This is a genomic window from Arcicella gelida (genome assembly GCF_034931025.1).
Classification (GTDB): Bacteria; Bacteroidota; Bacteroidia; order Cytophagales; family Spirosomataceae; genus Arcicella; species Arcicella gelida.
This window is the reverse complement of sequence record NZ_JAYGIL010000031.1, coordinates 35630-58967: the sequence shown is the minus strand read 5'-3', so window position 1 is coordinate 58967 and position 23338 is coordinate 35630. Positions and strand designations below refer to the sequence as shown.

Annotated in this window: 10 protein-coding genes; 9 read left to right on the top strand and 1 reads right to left on the bottom strand. The window is 36.6% G+C overall.

Annotation, left to right across the window (positions count from 1 at the left end):
• Positions 1-3 precede the first annotated feature (3 nt).
• The 5 genes from VB776_RS19825 (at position 4) to VB776_RS19805 (ending at position 14510) form a co-directional block, all read left to right on the top strand.
• On the top strand, positions 4-3075 hold the full coding sequence (locus VB776_RS19825) for a SusC/RagA family TonB-linked outer membrane protein (protein WP_323698606.1): 3072 nt from the start codon (positions 4-6) through the stop codon (positions 3073-3075).
• 52 nt (positions 3076-3127) lie between these two features.
• A complete protein-coding gene (locus VB776_RS19820; RefSeq protein WP_323698605.1) occupies positions 3128-4711 on the top strand; it encodes a RagB/SusD family nutrient uptake outer membrane protein in 1584 nt (527 codons plus the stop codon).
• Between the two features lie 111 nt (positions 4712-4822).
• Positions 4823-8131: a VCBS repeat-containing protein gene (locus VB776_RS19815; RefSeq protein ID WP_323698604.1), complete on the top strand. Its 3309-nt coding sequence runs from the start codon at positions 4823-4825 to the stop codon at positions 8129-8131.
• Between the two features lie 116 nt (positions 8132-8247).
• Positions 8248-11109 (top strand): sugar-binding domain-containing protein, encoded by a 2862-nt coding sequence (locus VB776_RS19810; protein WP_323698603.1) that lies wholly within the window; start codon positions 8248-8250, stop codon positions 11107-11109.
• Between the two features lie 62 nt (positions 11110-11171).
• Complete coding sequence (locus tag VB776_RS19805) at positions 11172-14510, top strand: DUF5107 domain-containing protein (protein WP_323698602.1); 3339 nt, start codon at positions 11172-11174, stop codon at positions 14508-14510.
• Positions 14511-14630: 120 nt separating this feature from the next.
• Here VB776_RS19805 and VB776_RS19800 read toward each other — a convergent pair whose 3' ends face one another.
• Positions 14631-15515 carry an AraC family transcriptional regulator gene (locus VB776_RS19800; RefSeq protein WP_323698601.1) on the bottom strand — a complete coding sequence of 295 codons (885 nt, stop codon included), beginning with the start codon at positions 15513-15515 and terminating at the stop codon, positions 14631-14633.
• Between the two features lie 110 nt (positions 15516-15625).
• Between VB776_RS19800 and VB776_RS19795 the strand changes: the two genes are divergently transcribed.
• From VB776_RS19795 to VB776_RS19780, 4 genes are all read left to right on the top strand, one after another.
• Positions 15626-16966 carry a sugar porter family MFS transporter gene (locus VB776_RS19795; RefSeq protein ID WP_323698600.1) on the top strand — a complete coding sequence of 447 codons (1341 nt, stop codon included), beginning with the start codon at positions 15626-15628 and terminating at the stop codon, positions 16964-16966.
• Positions 16967-17331: 365 nt separating this feature from the next.
• Positions 17332-20118, top strand: coding sequence for a DUF1553 domain-containing protein (locus tag VB776_RS19790; protein WP_323698599.1), 2787 nt, complete (start codon positions 17332-17334; stop codon positions 20116-20118).
• Between the two features lie 338 nt (positions 20119-20456).
• On the top strand, positions 20457-21938 hold the full coding sequence (locus tag VB776_RS19785; RefSeq protein WP_323698598.1) for a DUF1501 domain-containing protein: 1482 nt from the start codon (positions 20457-20459) through the stop codon (positions 21936-21938).
• 77 nt (positions 21939-22015) lie between these two features.
• Positions 22016-23338 (top strand): alpha-L-fucosidase, encoded by a 1323-nt coding sequence (locus tag VB776_RS19780; protein ID WP_323698597.1) that lies wholly within the window; start codon positions 22016-22018, stop codon positions 23336-23338.

Below are 23338 nucleotides of genomic sequence, written 5' to 3'. Positions count from 1 at the left end.
TATATGAAGCAATTATTACAAAAAAGCAGAAGAATAGCTTATGGTTTTATTCTTTTAGCTGTCACAGGGTTTTCGACCTTTGCCCAAAGGTCGGTTACTGGAAAAGTAACAGGAAGCAATAATGAAACGCTTGCAGGAGTAAGTATTTTTGAAAAACAGTCTAAAAGAGGTACTACAACGGCATTAGACGGTACTTACAAAATTGATGTTCCTGCCAATGCGGTATTGGTATTTAGCTTTGTGGGTTTCAAATCTCAAGAAGTTGCGATAGGCAATAAAACTAATGTAAATGTAGAACTCTCCGTAGATGTACAAGCCTTAGAAGAAGTAGTGGTTGTAGGTTATGGACAAGTGAAAAAGAGTGATTTAACGGCTTCGGTTTCGAGTATCAAAGGAGAGGTGATTAAGGAATTTCCAGTTTCTTCATTAGATCAAGCTTTGCAAGGTAGAGTAGCGGGGGTACAAGTATCGCAAGCTTCGGCTGCTCCGGGTGGTGGGCTTTCGGTGCGAGTGAGAGGACCGAACTCAATTTTGAGTGGTTCAGAACCTTTGTACGTAATTGATGGATTACCAATTTACCCAGATAATAATGCACTCGGAACTGGCGGTAACAGACAGCCCTCAAATGCTTTGGCGATGCTAAATCCGAATGATATTGAATCAATTGAAGTATTGAAAGATGCTTCGGGTACTTCTATTTATGGTTCAAGAGGAGCAAATGGAGTAGTGATGATTACGACAAAACGTGGTAAAGAAGGGGAAGGTCGTTTGACTTACGATGCTTCATATTCAATGCAAGATATTGCCAGAAAAATTGAAGTAATGCGTGCGGACGACTACATGAAATATATCAATAAATTGGAAGTAAGCCAAGGTGGAGCTGGTCGTTATAGCACCGCTCAAATTAGTGCGGCTGGTGCAGGTACAAACTGGTTGGATGCTGTTACTCGTCAAGGAAATATCCAAAGTCATCAATTGACATTTGCAGGTGGAACAAAAGGAATGCGATATGCTTTTAGTGGAAATATTCTTGATAATCAGGGTGTTGTGATTAGTACAGATTTCAAACGTTATGGATTTCGTATGAATTTAGATAATGATTTCTTGGGTGGAAAAGCTACTTTAAGCAATAGCTGGTCGTACAGCCACATGGAATCAAGTAATGTGCCAACCGATAGAGGTGGCCCTGGTGGTTTGATTATTACCGCACTTGGTTTAGATCCAACTGTTTCTATTTATGACCAAAATGGTAATTATAATTACCCAAGTTATGATGGTCGTTTTAGCATTAATCCAGTAGCAGAAGCGAAACAAGGTTATGACAAAGATGTAACTAACCGTATTTTTGGTACTTCTGGGGTAACGTTCAACATCCTCGAAGGTTTGAAATTCAAGACAAGTATCGGGGTTGATGTGGTGAATGCTAATCGTAAATCATTCTATAATAGTTTTACTCGTTTGGGTCGTCAGAATGGTCGTGAGCTAGATAAATTCAATCGTAATCTTACGAATTTATTGAACGAAAATTTATTGACTTATACCAAAACTTTGAGCAAAGGACATAATCTTGACGTAACGGCTGGTTATACCAATCAACACGAAGTAAACCAATATGATGCCGCTTCTTCTTGGGGTTTGCCTTCAGATGATGTCAATTCAATGAATTTACAAAATGGAGCAAAACCACAAACACCATACTCAGGAAGACAAGAATGGAATTTAGAATCTTTTATCGGAAGAGTAAATTACTCTGCTTTAGACAAGTATTTATTGACTATTACGGTTCGTAGAGATGGTTCTTCAAAATTTGGTCCGAATAATAAATGGGCAACTTTCCCTTCGGCAGCGATTGGTTGGAAAATTGCTAACGAAGAATTTTTCAAAAATTCAAAAATTTCGGAAGTCATCAATGACCTAAAACTTCGTGCAAGTTATGGTATTACTGGTAATTCAAATATTCCTCCTTATCAATCTGTTTCTGGTTTAGTGCCTTTCAATTATATTTTTGGTGGACAATTGGCTGCTGGTTATGGTGCAAACAATATTGCGAATCCAGACTTGAAATGGGAATCAACAGCGATGTTGAATATTGGTTTGAATACTCGATTATTGAATAATCGTTTAGACTTAGCCGTTGACTGGTACAATACTAAAACTTCTGATTTATTACTCTACGTTTCTATCGCACAAAGTACAGGTTTCAGCACAGTTTTGTTGAATTCTGGTTCATTGACCAATAAAGGAGTTGACTTTGAAGCCAATTACAAAGCCATCGACAAAGGAGATTTTAAATGGGATATTGGTGGAAATATTTCATTTGTAAGAAACGAAATTGCTGATTTAGGAAAAAGTACGCCATACTTTGCAAGCAGCCCAAGTGGTCACTTAGGTATTGATGGAAGTTGGGTAGAAGCTGGCAATCCAATTGGTGTTTGGCGTGGTTACGAATACGCAGGTTTATTCAAAACGGATGCAGAAGGAGCGAGTTACTCAGCCAAAGCAGGTTATCCAAAATACACTGACGTAAACAATGATGGAGCATATACTTCTGATGACTACAAAATTATAGGTAATCCAAATCCAAAATTTGTGTGGGGTATGAATACTTCTTTTAAATACAAAAACTTTGATTTAGGCGTATTTTTCAGAGGTGTTCAAGGTAACCAAATTCGTAACCTTCAACAGTCAGAAATTGGTGATGGTGTTCAGAAAATCAATCAATTAACTAATATCCTAACTGATTCTTGGAGTTCAGAAAACCAAAATGGTACTCGTCCAGTAATTGACGGAAGAAGAGACTTTATTTCATTCCGTAAGTCTTCATTCTTTATTCAAGATGGTTCTTTCATTCGTCTGCAAAATATTTCGTTGGGATACAGAATTCCAGTAAACAACAAATTTATTCGTTCGGCAAGAGTATCGGTTAGCGGACAAAATTTATTCTTAATTACCAAATACAAAGGTTTTGACCCAGAAGTAAACAATGGCGGACAAAGTAATTTGAATCGTGGAGATGACTATGACGCTTATCCAAGAGCAAGAACAATTACGTTCGGTTTGAATCTTGGATTTTAAGCTTTTGTCAAAATTGAATTTTACTGTAAATTAAAATTTTAGCAATACAGAAATGAGAAATTTCATCATAAAAAATACAAAATCCATACTTGCTTCAGCGATGATACTGTCGGCAACGGGATGTTCGGATTTGAAAGAAAATCCAGATTTTATTAACCCAAGTACTTTTTATCAATCAGCTAAAGAGCTTGAATTAGGCGTAAATGCTGTTTATGATGACCTTACGATGGGTAATGGCGATTGGTTCAATCACTTTTACAATCGTTATGTGTTTGAATGTTTGGTCGGTTATCAAGTTGGTTGGGAGAAAGGTCCATTGCAATATAATTTAGGAAATATCAGTGCTTCTGATGACTACATCAACGCTTATTGGCAACAGTGTTATCGTTCAATCGACCGTGCGAATAATATTATCGAAACGGCAGATAAAATCCAAGATGCCGCCAATGCAGATAAATTAAAACGTATCAAAGCAGAAGCACAGTTTTTAAGAGGGTTTTATTATTATGAATTAGTAAGATATTTTGACAATCCGCCTTTGAAAATTACTTCAACCCAGAGCTACAACGATTTGCCAAGTAATGACGGTGGAAAACAAAAAGTACTTGAGCAAATCTATGCAGACTGTAGTGCAGCAGCCAGTGTTTTACCTGCTTCTTATACAGGTGCAGATGCTGGTAGAGCAACCAAATGGGCGGCAAAAACTTTGTTGATGAAGGCTCAATTATGGGGACAAAAATGGGCAGAAGCAAAAGCTACTTCTGAAGATATTATCAATAACAGTGGGCTTTCACTTTATGCAGATTTTGGCAATAATTTTGATATAAGTCATAAAAATCAAGGGGAAAGAATCTTTGAAGGACAAGCTTCTGCCAAAGCAAATTCAGCAGAATATACGAATCACTCTGCACACTTTAATCCAGAGGATTTTCCAAGTGATTTGGGCGGTGCTGGTTGGAGTTGGTTAAGTGCGACGAAAGATTTCAGAATGTCTTATAAAAGTAACGACAAAAGAATTGACGCAACTTTTATAGAATCGTATCCAACAGGACGTACTGCTAAAAATTCAAAAGGAGAGTTTCCAATGGTAAAATGGAGCGAAAAAGCAGATTATAATCTTTCTCGTTTTGGTGGTTTAGTTGACCCGAATGCAAATCCTAACAATCCTTCTGAGCTAATTTTCAGTAAAGCATGGTCAGGAAAATTGGTGGAATTAAATATTTCTTCTTATACAAATGCTGAAAGAAATACCATTTATTTACGCTTTGCCGATGTTTTACTCGGTCATTCGGAAGCTTGTAATGAAAGCGGGCAAGGCGATGCTTTTGCCAGTATTAACAAATTGCGTGAAAGAGCGGGTTTAGAACCTTTGAAAGGACTTTCGCAATCGGCTTTGAGAGATGCGATTGTTGATGAAATTATTCATGAATTTGCTTTTGAACAAGTAGGTTATCCAGAACTTCGTCGTAAAAGTAAATTTGGCGGAAATCCAGATTATCTTGGTGCTTACATCAAACGCTATTCTGATACTTATAAAGTAGGAAGAACTGTAAAAGCCAAAGATTATGTATTGCCGATTCCATTGATTGAAATTCAAGGAAATCCAAATGTGAAGCAAAATCCTGAATGGCAATAGTTTTTGATTGAAAATAATAGTTTTAACATTCCAAATCTTCAAGATTTGGAATGTTTTGTTTTTTGAAGACGAGATATTTACTCAACCTCTGTTTTAATTTGAACCAATTCTATGAAGAGATTAACGGTACTTTTCCTCTTGTTTTTTTGTGCTTGTCAACCTGAAAAAGAAAAGTTATTTACAGTAATGCCTTCGACAGAAACGGGCATTTCTTTTCAGAATACTGTCATTGAAAATGATTCCTTCAATCTGATTGATTATTATTATGTCTATAACGGTGGCGGTGTTGCCGTTGGCGATATTAATAATGATGGTTTGACGGACGTGTATTTTACAGGAAACCAAGTAGCCGATAAATTGTATTTGAATTTGGGAAGTACAGAAAAATCTGCTTTCAAATTTGAAGATATTTCCGAAAAAGCAGGCATCAAAAAAGGAGGTTGGAGTACGGGCGTAACCATGGCGGATGTAAATGGCGATGGACTTTTGGATATTTATGTTTGCAAATCAGGAAATTATCCATCTTTTCAGCGAGCTAATCAATTATATATCAATCATTCTAGCGGAGGGAAAATTAGTTTCATAGAATCTGCCAAAGAGTATGGCTTGGCAGATACAACTTTCAGTAACCAAGCCGCTTTTTTTGATTTTGATAAAGACAATGATTTAGATTTATTTTTCATCACAAGTACAAATTCTACCCGAAATCCTAATGCTTTAATTGCTCCCATTTCAGATGGAAGTGGATTATCTGCCGATAAACTTTTTCAAAATAATGGAAATGGCACTTTCTCGGACATTTCTCGAAAAGCTGGAATTCTTCACGATGGAATGAGTTTGGGTTTATCCATAGCTGACGTAAATGAAGATGGTTGGGAAGATATTTTTGTAGGCAACGATTTTCTTTCCAATGATTTACTCTATCTCAATAATCATGATGGAACTTTCACGGAATCAGCCAAAGAGGTTTTCGGGCATCATAGTCAGTTTTCAATGGGGAGCGATGTTGCAGATTTTAATAATGATGGAAAATTTGATTTGATGTCTGTTGATATGCTTCCAGCCGATAACGAACAGCGTAAAAAAATGGCGGGGCCAGCTAATTATGTACAGTACGAACAAAGTTTGGCTTTGGGCTATCATCCACAATTTATGCGAAATATGTTGCATCTGAATGTTGGAAAAACGCCTGATGGAAAAGTGCATTTTTCTGAAATTGCTCAGTTGGCAGGTGTTCATAGTACAGATTGGAGTTGGTCGCCTTTGTTTGCAGATTTTGATAATGATGGGAAAAAAGATTTATTCATCAGCAATGGTTATTTACGAGATATTACCGATTTAGATTTTGTAAGTTATAATACAGAAATGGCTCAGGCAAGTACTTCAAAAAAGGAAGTGGACGACTTGATGAAAAAAGGAGCTTTGAAAATGAATACACTTAAGAAAGTAAATTATTTGTTTCGCAACAATGGAGATTTAACTTTCAAAGATATTTCAAATGATGCTTTTGGTGATTTGCCTTCGCTTTCAAATGGTGCGGCTTATGCAGATTTTGACAATGATGGCGATTTAGATTTAGTTGTGAACAACATCAATCAAGAAGCTTTTCTGTTAAAAAATAACACGCCTACAAAAGCTTTTTTAAAAGTAAAACTACAAGGAACAGCACAAAATACTTTTGGTTTAGGAAGTGATGTTACGCTTTTTCAACAAGGAAAATTGCAGAAAATTCATCAGTCGGTTACTAAAGGTTTTCAGTCTTCCAGTGATTTTTTGGTTCATTTTGGTTTGGGAGAAAACCCGACAATTGATTCAGTTCAAGTACTTTGGTCTGACGGGAAAACACAAGTATTACGAAATGTAAAAGCCAATCAAACACTTCTGGCTGACTATAAAAATGCTAAAAAGCAAAGTATTATTAACACACTAAAAACTACACTTTTTTCAGATGAATCTAATTTTATGAAGGGTTTTGTTCATCAAGAAGAACCTTATATGGATTACAATCAGGAAACTTTATTGATGCACAAACTTTCGCAACAAGGACCTAAAATGGCTTCTGGTGACGTAAATGGTGACGGCTTAGAAGATTTTTTTGTGGGTGGTTCGTACTTGCATGAAGGAAAGTTATTCATTCAGAAGCCCAATGGAAAGTTTCAACAAACTGCCTTAACCAAAGAAAATCAGGAGAAAAATGAAGAAGACGTTGGCGTATTATTTTTTGATGCAGACAGCGATAAAGATTTGGATTTATACATCGTTAGTGGCTCAAACGAGTACTTCGATGGCTCAGAATATTATCAGGATCGCCTATACTTGAATAATGGGAAAGGAAGTTTTACACAGGCAAAGAACCACTTGCCTAACATTGGGCATAGTGGTTCTTGTGTAATTGCAAACGATTTTGACCATGACGGAGATTTGGACATATTCAGAGGAGGAAGGCTAAATCCATTGCAATATCCAAAAGCTGGAGAAAGCTATTTGTTGAGTAACGAAGGCGGTTATTTTAAAGATATTACGGACAATTCTGCTCCTAATTTGCGAACAATCGGCATGGTTACTTCGGCAATTTGGGCAGATGTTGACCATGATTCTTGGGAAGATTTAATCGTCGTTGGCGAGTGTATGCCCATCACTTTGTTTCAAAATAAGCAAGGTGAATTGGTAGAAACCAATACTTTTCCAGCATCAAATGGTTTGTGGAATTGTATTAAAGCCGCTGATTTTGACAAAGATGGTGATATAGATTTTGTGGTAGGAAACCTCGGAACAAACAATCGCTATCATTTTTCAAAACAAGAACCGCTGACCATTTATGGGGCAGATTACGATAATAATGGTCGTTGGGATGCCATTCCTTCTTATTTCTTGAAAGGCGTTGAATATCCAATTCCATCCAGAGACGAGCTTGTTCGGCAAATTCCTTTCTTCAAAGCAAAGTATAATACTTACGCATTGTATGCCAAAGCCACCATGAACGATGTACTTTCAGAAGAACAACGCAAAGCTGCGATGATAACAAAAGTATTTCTTCAAGAGAGTATTTACCTTGAAAATTTGGGTAATAATAACTTTAAATTCAAGACATTGCCCAATGCAGTTCAGTGGTCAGTTTGTCAAGATATTTTGATAGAAGACTTCGATGTTGACGGAAATTTAGACATGATTTTAATCGGAAATGATTATGGCGTAGAACCTGTTGCTGGGCGATATGATGCCTCTTACGGAACGGTTTTGAAAGGAAATGGTAAAGGAAATTTTGAAGTACTGGCTTTAGAGAAAACAGGTTTTTTCACCGATGGAGATTGTAAAAGTATCATTTCAATTCGTAATTCAAGTACTAAAAAGTCGGTAATTGTTTCTCGGAATAATGCTACTTTAAAAGTATTGAGTTTTGATAATAAAAATTTACGATGAAAATATTAATCATAAAATTATCCATCAAAATAAATGAATCCGCTATGGTTTGAAGTACTCGAAATAACTTGTTTTGTAGAAATATTTGAATCAAACAAAATACAGATTTTAGAAAAATGAATAAAAGACAAATACTGATTAGTTTATCTATCTTAGGATTTTTTTTGGTTTTCTCCTTCGATATTTTTGCCCAACAGAAAATTTCATTAGCAGGAACTTGGGAGCTAAAACTCGACCCTAAAGACAAAGGTTTGCAAGAACATTGGTGGGAAGTTTCCTATTCAGAAAAAGTACAATTGCCCGGTTCATTAACTGAAAATGGCAAAGGCGATGACATTACTTTACAAACCCCTTGGACGGGCGATGTGATTGATAGTAGCTATTATTTCTCTGAAAAATATGCAAAATATCGCCAAAATGATATAAAAATCCCTTTTTGGTTGAAATCCACGAAGTATTTTGCTGCTCCTGCTTGGTACAAAAAGAAAATTACCATTCCTGAAAATTGGGCTAAGAAAACCGTTATTTTGAACTTAGAACGTTGCCATTGGGAAACAAGTGTTTTTGTAAATGGCAAGTTTGCAGGTACACAAAATAGTTTAGTAACGGCACATCAATATGATATTACAGGGCTTTTGAAAGAGAAAAATAACGAGATTGTGATTCGTGTTGACAACAGAATTAAAATCTATATTGGCCCAAATTCTTCAAGCATTACTGAGCATACACAAACCAATTGGAATGGAATAGTTGGGGAGATTTCTTTAGAAGCAAAAGCCTCTACGAATATCGAAGATATTCAGATTTTTCCCCATCTTTCTTCTTCGTCGGTACAGATTGCTTTGGGCTTAAAACAGACAAGGAATCAGGCTTTTAAAGGAAAAGTGATTTACCAAGTACAAAGTCTGCAAGGAAATAAAACACTTTTGCCAGCACAAGAAGAAGCAGTCACTTTTTCAACGGAAACGACAAACCTTAGCACTACTTATCGCATTCCAAACCCTGAACTTTGGGATGAATTTTCACCTAATTTATACCAATTAAAAACGCAATTAGTGGATGAAAAAGGAACAATCGTTTCTGAAAAAGTATCGACTTTCGGAATGCGTGAAATGTCAACAATTGGTTCTCGAATTGCCATCAATGGTCGCCCAATTTTCTTGCGTGGCGATGTAGATTGTGCAGGGTTTCCATTGACGGGCTATCCTTCTACTGAGCGTACTTATTGGAATAAAATCTTCACCACCATCAAAAGTTATGGACTCAATCACTTGCGTTTTCACTCTTGGTGTCCGCCAGAAGTTGCCTTTCAAGTCGCAGATAGTTTGGGCGTTTATTTGTATGTAGAAAGTCCGCTTTGGGCAAATCAAGGAAGTGCGGTTGGCACGGGCGGTTTAGTCGATGATTTTATTTACAAAGAATCAGAACGCATTTTAAAAAATTATGGCAACCATCCTTCTTTTTGCATGATGTCTTACGGCAACGAACCTGCGGGAATCAATCAAAATGATTTTCTTGGAAAATGGGTTGAGCATTTCAAACAAAAAGATACTCGTCGTTTATATACCAGTGGTGCAGGTTGGCCAATTTTGCCCGAAAACCAATTCAATATTCATTCAGATGCCCGTATTCAGCGTTGGGGCGAAGAGACGAACAGTATCATCAACAAAGAAAAACCCAACACATTTTACGATTGGCGAAAAAGAACTGGTGGCACAGCCAATCAGCCTTACATTAGTCACGAAATAGGACAATGGTGTGCATACCCCAACTTAAAGGAAATATCGAAATATACGGGTGTTTTGAAGGCAACTAATTTTGAGATTTTCAAAGAAACTTTAGAAGCTAAAGGCATGGGCAATCAAGCAGAAGATTTTCTATATGCTTCTGGGCGTTTGCAAACACTTTGTTATAAAGCTGATATTGAAGCCGCTTTGCGTACTCCCGGTTTTGGTGGTTTTCAGTTATTGGGCTTACACGATTTCCCTGGACAAGGAACGGCTTTGGTCGGTGCTTTAGATGCTTTTTGGGAATCAAAAGGCTATACTTCGCCCGAAGAATATCGTACTTTTTGCAACACCACTGTTTTGTTAGCTCGTTTTACTTCTTTGATTTATACCAATCAGGAAAATATGGAAGCTACTTTAGAAATGGCTCATTTCGGAGCAAAGGCGTTAAAGAATGCTAAAATTTTGTGGCAGATTGTGGATGAATCAGGTAAAGTGCAACGGAAAGGATTTTTCATCAAAGAACAAGTTGATATTGATAATGTACAAACCATTGGTCAGCTAAAAGAATCGTTAACAGTCTTTACGAAAGCTCAGAAATTGGTCTTGAAATTAAGTATTGAAGGTACTGAGATTAAAAATAGCTGGGATTTTTGGGTTTATCCTTCCAAACTTTCGGTAGCATCTGCTACTGGAAATGTGCTAATTGCCGAGTCTCTGAATCCTGAAATTATACAACAATTAGAAGCTGGAAAAACGGTTTTACTGTTAGCTTATAATCAAGTAAAAAAAGGAAAAGGAGCAGACGTAAAAGTTGGTTTTTCGAGTATTTTCTGGAATACAGCTTGGACAAGCGGACAAGGGCCACACACTTTAGGAATTACTTGTAATCCGAAAAGTCCTATTTTCAATGAATTTCCAACAGAGTCTTTTAGCAATTATCAGTGGCAAGACATTATGAGTCATTCACAAGCGATAATTCTGGATGAATTCCCTACTTCTTTGAAGGCAAGTATTCAACCCATTGATACTTGGTTTGAAAATCGCAGACTTGCTTTGGCTTTTGAGGCAAAAGTAGGCAAAGGCAAATTGATGGTTTGTAGCATTGATTTAACTAACAATATCGACCAACGTCCTGCTACTCGTCAGTTAAAATATAGTTTATTAAAATATCTGAACTGCAAAGCGTTTAATCCGACCCAACAAATGGAAATACCTGCTTTGAAAGGATTGTTCGAAAGTAAAAACTAAGTAGATTTTACATTTTCACAGGGTATTTTGTAAAACCTTAACCAAGAAATTACACACAAATTATGAATAATCAATTAGTGAATGTTTGGGAAGAAACTGTTGTGATTCCTACTTATGGCATTGGAAAGCCCGAGAAGAATCCGATGTTTTTAGAAAAAAGAGTTTACCAAGGAAGTAGCGGAGTAGTATATCCGCACGCTGTCATTGAAAAAATAGAAGATACCAAAGAAGATAAAAGTTATCAAGCTATTTATCTGGAAAATCAATATTTGAAAATTATGATTTTGCCAGAGTTGGGTGGAAGAATCCAAATGGCTTATGACAAAGTAAAACAACGCCATTTTATTTATTACAATCAAGTTATCAAACCCGCTTTGGTGGGTTTAACAGGCCCGTGGATTTCGGGCGGAATAGAATTTAATTGGCCACAACATCATCGTCCGAGTACTTTTGAACCTATTGATTTTACGATTGAAGAAAATGCAGATGGCTCAAAAACAGTTTGGGTTAGTGAAGTAGAACGCATGTTTCGTACCAAAGGCATGGCGGGTTTTACTTTGCATCCAGATAAAGCTTATTTAGAAATTCAGGGAGTATTGTATAACCGAACAAGTATTCCGCAGACTTTTCTTTGGTGGGCAAATCCAGCAGTAAAGGTAAATGATCATTATCAATCTGTTTTTCCGCCAGATGTTTATGCTGTTTTTGACCACGGAAAACGAGATGTTTCTTCGTTTCCAATCGCCAAAGGCACTTATTATAAAGTAGATTATTCGCCCGGAACTGATATTTCTTGGTACAAAAATATTCCTGTGCCTACTTCTTATATGGCGATAAAATCGAAGTATGATTTTATGGGCGGTTATGAAAACGACAGTAAAGGCGGTTTGCTACACGTGGCAAATCATCATGTTTCGCCCGGAAAAAAACAATGGACTTGGGGAAATGGAGAATTTGGCTATGCTTGGGACAGAAATTTGACGGATGAAGACGGTCCTTATATTGAATTGATGACGGGCGTTTTTACTGATAATCAGCCCGATTTTTCATGGATTATGCCCAACGAAGAACGTCGTTTTGTGCAGTACTTTATGCCTTACAGCGAAATCGGTATTGTAAAAAATGCCACTAAAGAAGCGGCCATTAATTTGGAGTACGAAAATAATATTATTCATATCAAAGCTTACACGACGGCTTCGTACCCGAAAGCTAAGATTGAATTGAGTTTGAATGATAAAGTTATTTTTGCCGACATCATTGATATTTCGCCAGCACAAACATTTCATCATTATTTGCCTTACACGGATATTCAAGTGGAACAATTGCGTTTGCGTTTATCAGCTTCCGATGGCACTAAATTAGTGGCTTATCAGCCAGAATTACAGGTTGATAAAGAGATTCCAGCACCTGCAATGGCTGCGAAAATGCCTGCTGAAATTGAGAGTAACGAACAATTGTTTCTGACAGGTCAACACATCGAGCAGTATCGTCACGCTACTTATTTGGCGACAGATTATTACGAAGAAGTACTTCGCCGTGACCCACAAGATATTCGTTCAAACAATGCAATGGGCTTGTGGTATTACAAACGTGGACAATTTTTAAAAGCAAAACCGTATTTTGAAAAAGCTATTCAGACACTAAGCCAAAGAAATCCAAATCCTTATGATGGAGAAGCATTTTTCAATTTAGGTTTATGTTTAACCAAGTTGGGATTGTATGACGAAGCCTACGAAGTATTTTTTAAAGCCACTTGGAACGCCGCTTGGCAAGACAATGCTTATTTGGCTTTGGCAAGAATTTCTACCAGAAGAGGAAAATATGCTCAGGCTTTAGAAGAAGTGTCGAAGTCGATGATTAAAAATTGGCATGGACATTCCGCTCGCCATTTGAAAGTAGTCATTCTTCGGCATTTGAACAGAAAAGAAGAAGCCCTAAAGCTGATAGAAGAAAGTTTACAGATTGATCAATTCAATGTGGGTTGCTTGTTTGAAAAATACCTTATTGAAAAGGCTTTTGATAAAAATTTAGCCAAAGAAACTTTCACAAGTTTTACTACTCTTCTTCGCCAAAATGTACACACTTATCTGGAATATGCTACCGATTATTTAGAGGCTGGTTTATATCAGGAAGCTGCGGATTTATTGTCGGTTCACCTTTCCGAAAGTAAAGAAGCGTATCCAATGTTGTATTATTTTATGGCGTTTATCAATAATAATTTGGGCGATAAATTACAACAAAACCGCTTTCTGGAAAAAGCACAAGAAGCCAATCCTGCTTATGTATTTCCAAATCGTTTAGACGAAGTAGTAGTGCTTACTTGGGCAATTGAACAAAATCCATTGGATGCCAATGCCCATTATTTCTTAGGAAATTTTTGGTACGCCAATCGCCAATATCCCGAAGCCATTGCTTGTTGGGAACGTTCGGCGAGTTTAAATGATAATTTCCCGACGGTTTTTAGAAATTTATCTTTAGCTTATTTTAATAAACTCAATGATGCTAAAAAATCGCTTGAAGCAATGGAAAAGGCTTTTTCTTTAGATCAGAAAGATGCCAGAGTGTTGATGGAGCTTGACCAATTGTATAAAAAGCTGAATTACAATCCACAAGAACGATTGAATTTATTGGAAAATGACCTTGAGGTGAGTAATCAGCGAGATGATTTATTTTTAGAAAGAATCACTTTACATAATCAATTAGGAAATTATGAAAAAGCAGTTGAATTATTAGCTTCCCGACAGTTTCATCCTTGGGAAGGTGGCGAAGGAAAAGTAGTTGGACAATACTTGATTTGTCATCTTGAATTAGCCAAAAAAGCTATTCTCAATCAAAATTTTGAAGAAGCTTTACACTTGTTAAATGCAGCAGAAAAGTATCCAATTAATTTAGGTGAAGGCAAATTGTTTGGCGTACAAGAAAACGATATTTTCTATTTAAAAGGTTTGGCGTATGAAGGTTTAGCTATGTCTGAAAAAGCGAAAGAAAATTTTCAGTTAGCAATTATAGGTTTAGACGAACCCGCACAGGCAATTTTTTATAATGATCAACAACCTGATAAGATTTTCTACCAAGGCTTAGCTTGGAAAAAATTAGGAAATATTGAAAAGGCAGAAGCACTTTTTCATAGACTGATTGGCTTTGGAGAAGTTCATCAAAACGATGAAGTAAAAATTGATTACTTCGCTGTGTCTTTACCCGATTTATTGGTTTTTGATGCTGATTTAAATGAAAGAAATCAAATTCACTGCCTTTATTTAATCGCTTTAGGGCATTTAGGTTTAGGATTTTATGAAGAAGCCCAAATCTTTTTTGATAGAATTTTAGTAATGAATATCAATCATCAAGGAGCTATTTTACATAAAAATATGATCGACTTTTTGAAAAGTTTTTCGCTTTAGGCATTGGGCTGTAAGCTGTAGGCACTAATCTATAAGCAAAAAAGTATACTTTATTCCTGAATTTGGCTTTCAGCCAACAGCATAAAGCCTATTGCCTACAGCTTAAAGCAGCATAATAATCTAATGTTTGCCCATTTTTCTAAAATCTCGTGGAGAAATTCCCATAACGGTAGTGAATACTCTGCTGAAATGATAAGGGTCATTATAACCAATTTGATAGGCAATTTCTTTTACTCTCAACTTGCTATATTCCAATAAACGACAAGCCTGTTGAATCTTGAGAAAAGTGAAAAAGTTGATAGGAGAGCTTTGTACTTTTTGGCGAAAAACTGCTGAAAAGTGCGAAGCTGACATCCCAGCAACTTCCGCTAATTGTTCTAAAGTAAGCGTTTTAGTAAGATGTGCTTTCATATAAGAAATCACAACACTGATTGGATCTGCGTCGGATGATTGCTGTGGATTGGGATTGAAAACAGATGCTTTGAAAGTAGTGAGAAAATGTGAAAAACTGGTGTTTGCATAAACAATATTATCGTCGTTGAAAGACATCTCGATGTGTGAAATAATGTCATCAAACATTACGATTCGTTCGCTGTTTGGCGGCATCATAATCGGGGCATAATTTTCAGAATCATCTATTAAAAAATCAAGATAATGCGATGAACGAGAACCCGTAAAATGCACCCAATAAATAGACCACGGATTACTTAGGTTTGCACCATAACTATGAGCAATATTGGCAGGTAGAATAAAAAAATGGTCGGGTTTTACAAGATGTTTTTGTTGATTGATTTCAAACCAACCTTCGCCCTGCACACAGTAAATCAATATATGTTGCTGGCAACCATATTGCCTTTCTCGTGCATGAAAACCCGCTTTTGGATAATAACCAATATCCGTAATGTGCAAGGCTTCAACTAATGGATGCTTGGCAATTCGGGTTAATAATTCATTAGGCATGATATAAGTTCGTTGCCCGACAAAGCCTTCTTGTTTCTCAATCATTAAAATCTTGTTTAATAATATTATCTATGTATTTCGTAAAAATAGATATGTAAAAGTAGTATTGAAACTAATAAATTTGCAATTAAATATAAATATATTTAAATAGATTAATGGAAAATATAAATAACAATACTCGATATACATTTGTCATTTCATTCATTTCAGCACTTGGTGGCTATCTTTTTGGCTTCGACTTTGCCGTTATTTCTGGAACATTACCTTTTTTAAGAGAAGTATTTGCTCTCAATGCTTGGTGGGAAGGTTTTTTAACTGGTTCACTAGCATTAGGTTGTATGTTAGGTTGTATGTTGGCGGGAAGAATTGCCGATAAATATGGAAGAAGACCAGCCCTGATGATTTCTGCATTGGTTTTTGCTTTATCTTCTTTAGGAATGGCATTTTCCAGTACTTTATCCATCTTTATTAGTATGAGATTTATTGCTGGCGTTGGTGTAGGAATGGCTTCAATGCTTAGTCCGATGTACATTGCAGAGGTTTCTCCTGCTGAAATTAGAGGTAGAAATGTGTCAATCAACCAATTAACGATTGTTATTGGAATTTTAATTACCAATTTGGTTAATTACAAGCTTTCTACGATTGGACCAGATGCTTGGCGATGGATGTTTGGTTTAGGCACAATTCCTTCGCTTGCTTTTTTTATCGGAGTATTTTGGTTGCCTGAAAGTCCACGTTGGTTAATTCAGAATGGACAAGTAGCTTTAGGAGAAACGATTTTAACAAAAATTGGAGGAAAAGATTTTGCTCAGAAGACTTTAGTTGATGTTGAAAAATCATTATTAAATGTTCAAAAAGAATCTTTTGCCTTACTCTTCAACATTGATTACCGTCCTGCTGTTTTGGTAGGAATCGGTTTGGCTGTTTTTCAGCAATTATGTGGTATCAATGTGGTTTTTAATTATACTTCAACCATTTTTGAAACAGTTGGTGCAAATCTCGACAGACAACTTTTTGAAACTGTTGCGATAGGAGTTATCAATCTGATATTTACCATCGTAGCGATGTATCAAGTAGATAAATTAGGTAGAAAACCTTTGATGTTGATTGGTGCTTTAGGACTTTCTTTTCTGTACATTATCATTGCTTTACTCTTGAAAAACCAAGCCGACCCACGAGTACTTTCTCTTTTTGTATTGATGGCAATTAGTATTTATGCTTGTTCTTTAGCACCTGTTACTTGGGTGTTAATTTCAGAAATTTTCCCTAATAAAATCAGAGGAAAAGCTTCTTCTATTGCTATTTTGGCTTTGTGGGGAGCCTATTTTGTCTTGGTATTTACATTCCCTATTTTGGCGGAAAAACTTGGTACTTTTGGTCCATTCTGGATGTACGCCGTGGTGTGTTTTGCAGGTTTTTGGTTCGTTAAATTAAAAGTAAAAGAAACCAAAGGAAAGACATTGGAGGAGTTGGAAGATGTGTTTTTGGGACATTAGCCTGAGTTGTGAATTGTGAGTGAGGAGTTGTCCTTGCCTAAAGCATATAGCCTATCGCTTTTTCATTACACTTACGGACAGTATTTTAAAGATTTATCTACTATTTAGAAGTGGATAAATTGGGATTGGTAATTACGAGAAATACATTAAGACTAAAAGGCTTTATAACTTTATTTTTTCTTTTATCCGTAGCGGCAACCCTTGCGGTTGCCTTCTCATAATAGATGGGCAACCGCAAGGGTTGCCGCTACGGATTGTTTGGTTATAAAATATAACAAATTATGGATTCAGGACATTACTTATAATCACTAAATCACTCATTCAATCAATCACTCAATAGATAAAGAATTACTCAATAAATTTTTATGAATACGAATAAATTACTCTTCATTAGTATCATTATCATTATCGGAGGATATTCTGTGTATTCATTTTTGGGAGAAGGCAACAAAGTAAATTACAGCACAGAAGTAAAACCGATTCTGAACAAACACTGTATTGCTTGTCACGGTGGCGTAAAAAAGCAAGGTGGTTTTAGTTTGTTATTTAGAGAAGAAGCTTTGGGTAAAACAGAATCTGGAAAACCTGCCATCATTCCTGGCGATGCCAAACATTCTGAATTTATCATTCGCCTGACGCATAAAGACCGAGAGGAAAGGATGCCTTTGAAAAAAGAACCTTTGAAGAAAGAAGAAATTGAAATCCTAACAAAATGGGTGAACGAAGGAGCAAATTGGGGCGAACATTGGGCTTTTGTAAAACCCGAAATGCCAAAAGTACCCAACAAAGGCTTTTTCGCTGGATTCTTTAGTTTGTTTTCTGAAAAATGGGAGAAAAATGACATTGATTATTTCGTAAAAAATAAGTTAGACGAAGAAGATTTAGCACCTTCAAAACAAGCTGATAAAGCGATTTTATTAAGAAGAGTTTGTTTAGATTTAACAGGTTTGCCACCAACCGAAAAGCAAATGCAGGATTTTTTGAAAGATAATTCAGAAAATGCTTATGAGAAATTAGTTGATACTTTATTGGCTTCTCCACAGTACGGTGAACGTTGGGCTGGAATGTGGTTGGATATGGCAAGATATTCGGATACCAAAGGCTACGAAAAAGACGAAGGCAGAAATATCTGGCAATATCGAGACTATGTAATTAAGGCTTTTAATAAAGATATGCCTTACAATCAGTTTATTAAGGAACAATTGGCGGGAGATTTATTGAAAAACCCTACCGAAGAGCAGTACATTGCCACGGCTTTTCACCGTAATACAGTAAATAATGATGAAGGCGGAACGGATGATGAAGAGTTTAGAAATGCTACAATGGTGGACAGAGTAAACACAACTTGGGAGGTTTTTCAATCAACCACTTTTGCCTGTGTACAATGTCATTCTCATCCTTACGACCCTATTCGGCATGAGGATTATTATAAATCAATGGCGTTTTTTTATAATACTCGTGATGAAGATGTGCCAGATGATTCGCCTTATTTACGACAATTCAATCAGCCCGAAGACAAAGTTAAATTGGCGAATTTACAGTATTGGTTAAAGACAAATTTCAGTCTTCAGCAAGAAAAAGAAATTACTGAATACTTAACTTTTTTAGAACCTAAAATTCATCCACATGCGGGCGACCAATTTATCAATGGAGCTTTGGCAGATACTAAATACTTAGGTGTTAGAAATGGTGGTTCTGTTCGTTTTAAATCTTTGCCCTTAGCAGGGAAACGCCAGCTTTTGGTAGCTTATGGAAATAAAACTGGAAGTTCTACTTTGATGGAAATTCGTTTAGGCTCTTTAACTGGAAAAGTATTAACGACGATAAAATTAGACACAACTGAGAAAAGAGGTTGGACAAATTCTTGGGATTATCAATTGTATGATTTACCCAAAATGGACGGTCGTCAAGATTGGTATTTAACTTTTAAAAATGCTAAAGTAAAACCTGACCAAAGTACTTGTATCATCGGAAGCTTTACTTTATTGCCAGAATTTCCGGGAAGAGAAAGAGCTGATTTTGCCGAAAAGAAAAAGATATTTTTGGAATTGGTCAGTGCCAATACAGAAAATACGCCAGTAATGCTCGATTCTCCGAAAGAGTACGCTCGCCAAACACACGTTTGGGAGCGAGGCAATTGGTTAACCAAAACAACATTGGTACAACCAGATATTCCTACTTCATTAGGGAAATTACCTAAAAATGCACCCAAAAATCGCTTGGGTTTAGCAATGTGGTTGGGAAGTAAAGAAAATCCATTAACCGCCAGAGTAGCAGTTAATCGTTTTTGGGAACAGATTTTTGGGACAGGCTTGGTCGAAACCTTAGAAGATTTTGGCACACAAGGTTTTACGCCAACGAATTCAGCTTTATTAGATTTTTTAGCGGTAAAATTCACAGATGAATATCAATGGAAACCTAAAAAGCTATTGAAAGAAATCGTGATGTCGGCAACTTATCAGCAAGATTCAAAAGCCAATGAAGAATTATTAGCTAAAGACCCGATGAATCGTTTGTTAGCACGTGGACCAAGAGTACGTTTGTCTGCCGAACAAATTCGTGACCAAGCTTTGTTGGTCAGTGGTTTATTGAGCGATAAAATGTATGGAAAAAGTGTAATGCCTTATCAGCCTGATGGCATTTGGAACACGCCTTACAGCAGTATGGCTTGGAAACTGAGTGATAAAGAAGATCAGTATCGAAGAGCGTTATATACTTATTGGCGACGCTCAACACCTTATCCTTCCATGATTACTTTCGATGGGGCGAATCGTGATATTTGTTTGGCAAGAAGAATCAGAACCAATACGCCTTTGCAGGCACTCGTTACGTTGAATGACCCTGTTTATCTGGAATGTGCCAAAAATCTGGCAAAAAAAATGGATAAAGTAGGAGGGACGATTGACGAACAGATTAGCAATACTTACCAATTTACGATGTGTAAAACGATTAGTGAAAAGAAATTAGCGGTTTTGAAAAAGCTTTATACCATTACTTTTCAAACTTATCAGAAAAATAGAGTTGAGGCTGAAAAATTACTCAATGTTTGTCCTGATGATAATATAAAACTAAAAAATATTCCAGACTTAGCTGCCAAAACATTGGTAGCAAGTACTTTATTGAATTTGGATGAATTTATCATGAAAGAATGATTTTGATTTGGGATTTGTGATTTCGGATTTCGGATAGAATTTTTTTCAATAGGTGCGACTTTAGCACATGAATTTGGGATTTCGGAATAATTTTTTTTCAATAGGGTGCGACTTTAGCCGCACCTGAATTTGGGATTTGGGATTCATGATTTCGGATGGGAATTTTCAATGGGATGGGACTGAAGTCCCACCCTATTGATTTTGGATGATTTTTTCAATAGGGTGCGACTTTAGCCGCACCTGGTTTATTATTGAAAATTCAGTAAAAATCTCTGACAATAAGCGGGAAAAAATGTACAAAACTCCTTTATCAAATTAGTATAAAGTTGATGGCAATTATGAAAAATTTACGAGAAGAACTTCTTTTTGAAACGCTTCGCCACGAAACACGTCGGCATTTTCTAAAACAGTGTACTACTGGTTTGGGTATGATGGCTATGGGTTCTTTATTACAAAGTTGCGGAAGTACTCCGCAAAATAATTTGGCAAGTATTACCAATCCATTATCGCCAAAAATGCCACATTTTGCAGGAAAAGCAAAGTCGGTTATTTACTTGCACATGGCGGGTGCTCCTTCGCAATTAGAATTATTTGATTATAAACCTGAACTCATGAAGTTGGATGGACAAAGTTGTCCACCGTCATTTCTGGAAGGGAAAAAATTTGCCTTTATTCGTGGTGTTCCGCAAATGATGGGACCGCAAGCCCAATTCCAGCAAGTAGGAAAAAGCGGAGCGTGGATGTCGGATAATATTCCTCATTTACAAACGGTTGCAGATGATATTTCATTTTTAAAATCAATGTACACCGATCAGTTCAATCATGCTCCTGCTCAGTTATTACTTCACACAGGTTCAGCTCGCTTGGGACGACCAAGTACGGGTACTTGGGCAACCTATGGCTTAGGTTCAGAAAACCAAAATTTGCCGGGTTATATGGTACTTACTTCGGGCGGAAAAAATCCAGATGGCGGAAAAGCATTGTGGGGAAGTGGTTTTTTGCCTTCGGTTTATCAAGGCGTTCAATGTAGAAACCAAGGTGAACCCGTTTTGTACATTTCTGACCCAACAGGGATTAATCGAGATTTAAGGAAAAATACGATTGATGCCATTACCGAAATCAATAAAGAATCTTACGAAGAATTTCACGACCCCGAAACCTTAGCCAGAATTTCGCAATACGAAATGGCTTTTAAAATGCAAACTACTGTTCCTGAAGTAATGGATATTACTAAAGAACCAGCCTATATTCATGAAAAGTATGGTACAGAATTGGGAAAAGAATCTTTTGCTAATAACTGTTTATTAGCCAGAAAATTAGTAGAACAAGGAGTACGTTTTGTTCAATTGTTTGATTGGGGTTGGGATTCGCACGGAGGTGCTTCCGAAAGTACTGATGTAAAAAATGGCTTGAAAAATAAATGTGCTACAGTCGATAAACCAGTTACTGCTTTAATTCAAGATTTAAAACAGCGTGGTTTATTAGACGAAACACTCATCGTTTGGGGAGCAGAATTTGGCAGAACACCAATGGCAGAAAACCGTGAAGGCAAAGCCGCTGCCTTCAAAGGAAGAGACCATCATACAGAAGCTTTTACAGTTTGGATGGCAGGCGGAGGTATCAAAGGCGGTTACTCGCATGGCGAAACCGACCCTGTGGGCTATGTCGGTATCAAAGACCGTACTTCTGTTTTTGATTTACAAGCGACGATTATGCACTGTTTGGGTTTCAACCATGAAGAATTTACGTATCCATTTCAAGGAAGAAATTTTAGACTGACCGATACAAGTGGAAAAGTGATTCAATCAGTGCTGTCCTGATTGGGCAGGATAAGGTAATAAGAGTATATATCAGCAAGATATATCTTACCTCTGTAAAACAAACCTTATATAATATCATGAGAAAGATACAAATTGCATTTTTAGTTTTATTGACAAGTTTGTCTGCCATTGCTCAGACTGGTTACACGCCAAGTCCTGAAAATATTAAAGCTCGTGAAGAATTTCAAAAAGCCCGTTTTGGAATGTTTATTCACTGGGGCGTTTCGAGTATTCTGGGTGATGGCGAATGGGTAATGCAGATAAAAAATATTCCTGTGAAGGATTATAAGCGATTACAGAAAACCTTCAATCCTGTTGATTTCAATGCTAAAACTTGGGTGGACATCGCCAAAGGTGCAGGCATGAAGTACATTACTTTAATTACTCGTCACCATGATAGTTTCAGCAATTTCGCTACTAAGCAGTCGGACTGGAACATTATGAACACGCCATTCAAAAGAGATATTGTAAAAGAATTGGCAGACGAATGTCACAAACAAGGCATCAAAATTTGTTTTTATTACTCATTATTAGACTGGTATCGTGACGATTATCCTTATGAAACAGGAAAAACAGGTAAAGGAACTGGACGCACGAAAAAAAGCGATTATGCCAGTTATTTGGCATTCATGAAAAGTCAATTAACAGAATTGTTGACTAAATATGGAGAAGTATCAGCCATTTGGTTTGACGGACATTGGGACCAATTAGACAACGACCACGATAAAACCTTACAATCTAAAATTGATTGGAAGTATGAAGAAATTTATAGTTTGATTCACAAACTTCAACCACAATGTTTAATTGGAAATAATCATCATTTAAGTCCGATTCCGGGAGAAGATTTCCAAATGTTTGAGCGTGATTTGCCGGGCGAAAATAAAGGTGGTTTGAGTGGACAAGAAATTTCTACTTTACCCTTAGAAACTTGTGAGACACTCAACGGAGCTTGGGGTTATAATATCAAAGATGATAATTATAAATCGCCAAAACAATTGGTAGATTACTTGGTGCGTGCTTCTGGTTATGGTGCGAATTTCTTATTAAACGTTGGACCAATGCCGAATGGAGAAATTCAACCAGAATTTGTAGAGCGTTTAGCCAAAGTAGGAGAATGGACAAAAGTTTATGGCGAGACTATTTACGGCACAAAAGGTGGATTTATTCGTCCGCAAGAGTGGGGAGCGGTTACTGAAAAAGGGAGCAAAACCTATCTTCATTTACTGAAGTTCAAGGATGATAAATTCATGTTAAAAATCCCACAAGCATTTAAAACGGCTAAATTATTTAAGAATGGAACGCCGATTAAATTCCAAAAATTAGATAATAATTACTTCGTTTTTGACATTGCTGCTTTAGATAAGAACGAAATTGATAATGTAATTGAGTTAGAGAAATAA

Excerpts from the sequence above, each read along its gene's own strand:
- VB776_RS19825 (WP_323698606.1), top strand. The coding sequence starts at position 4 with ATGAAGCAATTATTACAAAAAAGCAGAAGAATAGCTTATGGTTTTATT.
- VB776_RS19820 (WP_323698605.1), top strand. The coding sequence starts at position 3,128 with ATGAGAAATTTCATCATAAAAAATACAAAATCCATACTTGCTTCAGCG.
- VB776_RS19815 (WP_323698604.1), top strand. The coding sequence starts at position 4,823 with ATGAAGAGATTAACGGTACTTTTCCTCTTGTTTTTTTGTGCTTGTCAA.
- VB776_RS19810 (WP_323698603.1), top strand. The coding sequence starts at position 8,248 with ATGAATAAAAGACAAATACTGATTAGTTTATCTATCTTAGGATTTTTT.
- VB776_RS19805 (WP_323698602.1), top strand. The coding sequence starts at position 11,172 with ATGAATAATCAATTAGTGAATGTTTGGGAAGAAACTGTTGTGATTCCT.
- VB776_RS19800 (WP_323698601.1), bottom strand. The coding sequence starts at position 15,515 with ATGATTGAGAAACAAGAAGGCTTTGTCGGGCAACGAACTTATATCATG.
- VB776_RS19795 (WP_323698600.1), top strand. The coding sequence starts at position 15,626 with ATGGAAAATATAAATAACAATACTCGATATACATTTGTCATTTCATTC.
- VB776_RS19790 (WP_323698599.1), top strand. The coding sequence starts at position 17,332 with ATGAATACGAATAAATTACTCTTCATTAGTATCATTATCATTATCGGA.
- VB776_RS19785 (WP_323698598.1), top strand. The coding sequence starts at position 20,457 with ATGAAAAATTTACGAGAAGAACTTCTTTTTGAAACGCTTCGCCACGAA.
- VB776_RS19780 (WP_323698597.1), top strand. The coding sequence starts at position 22,016 with ATGAGAAAGATACAAATTGCATTTTTAGTTTTATTGACAAGTTTGTCT.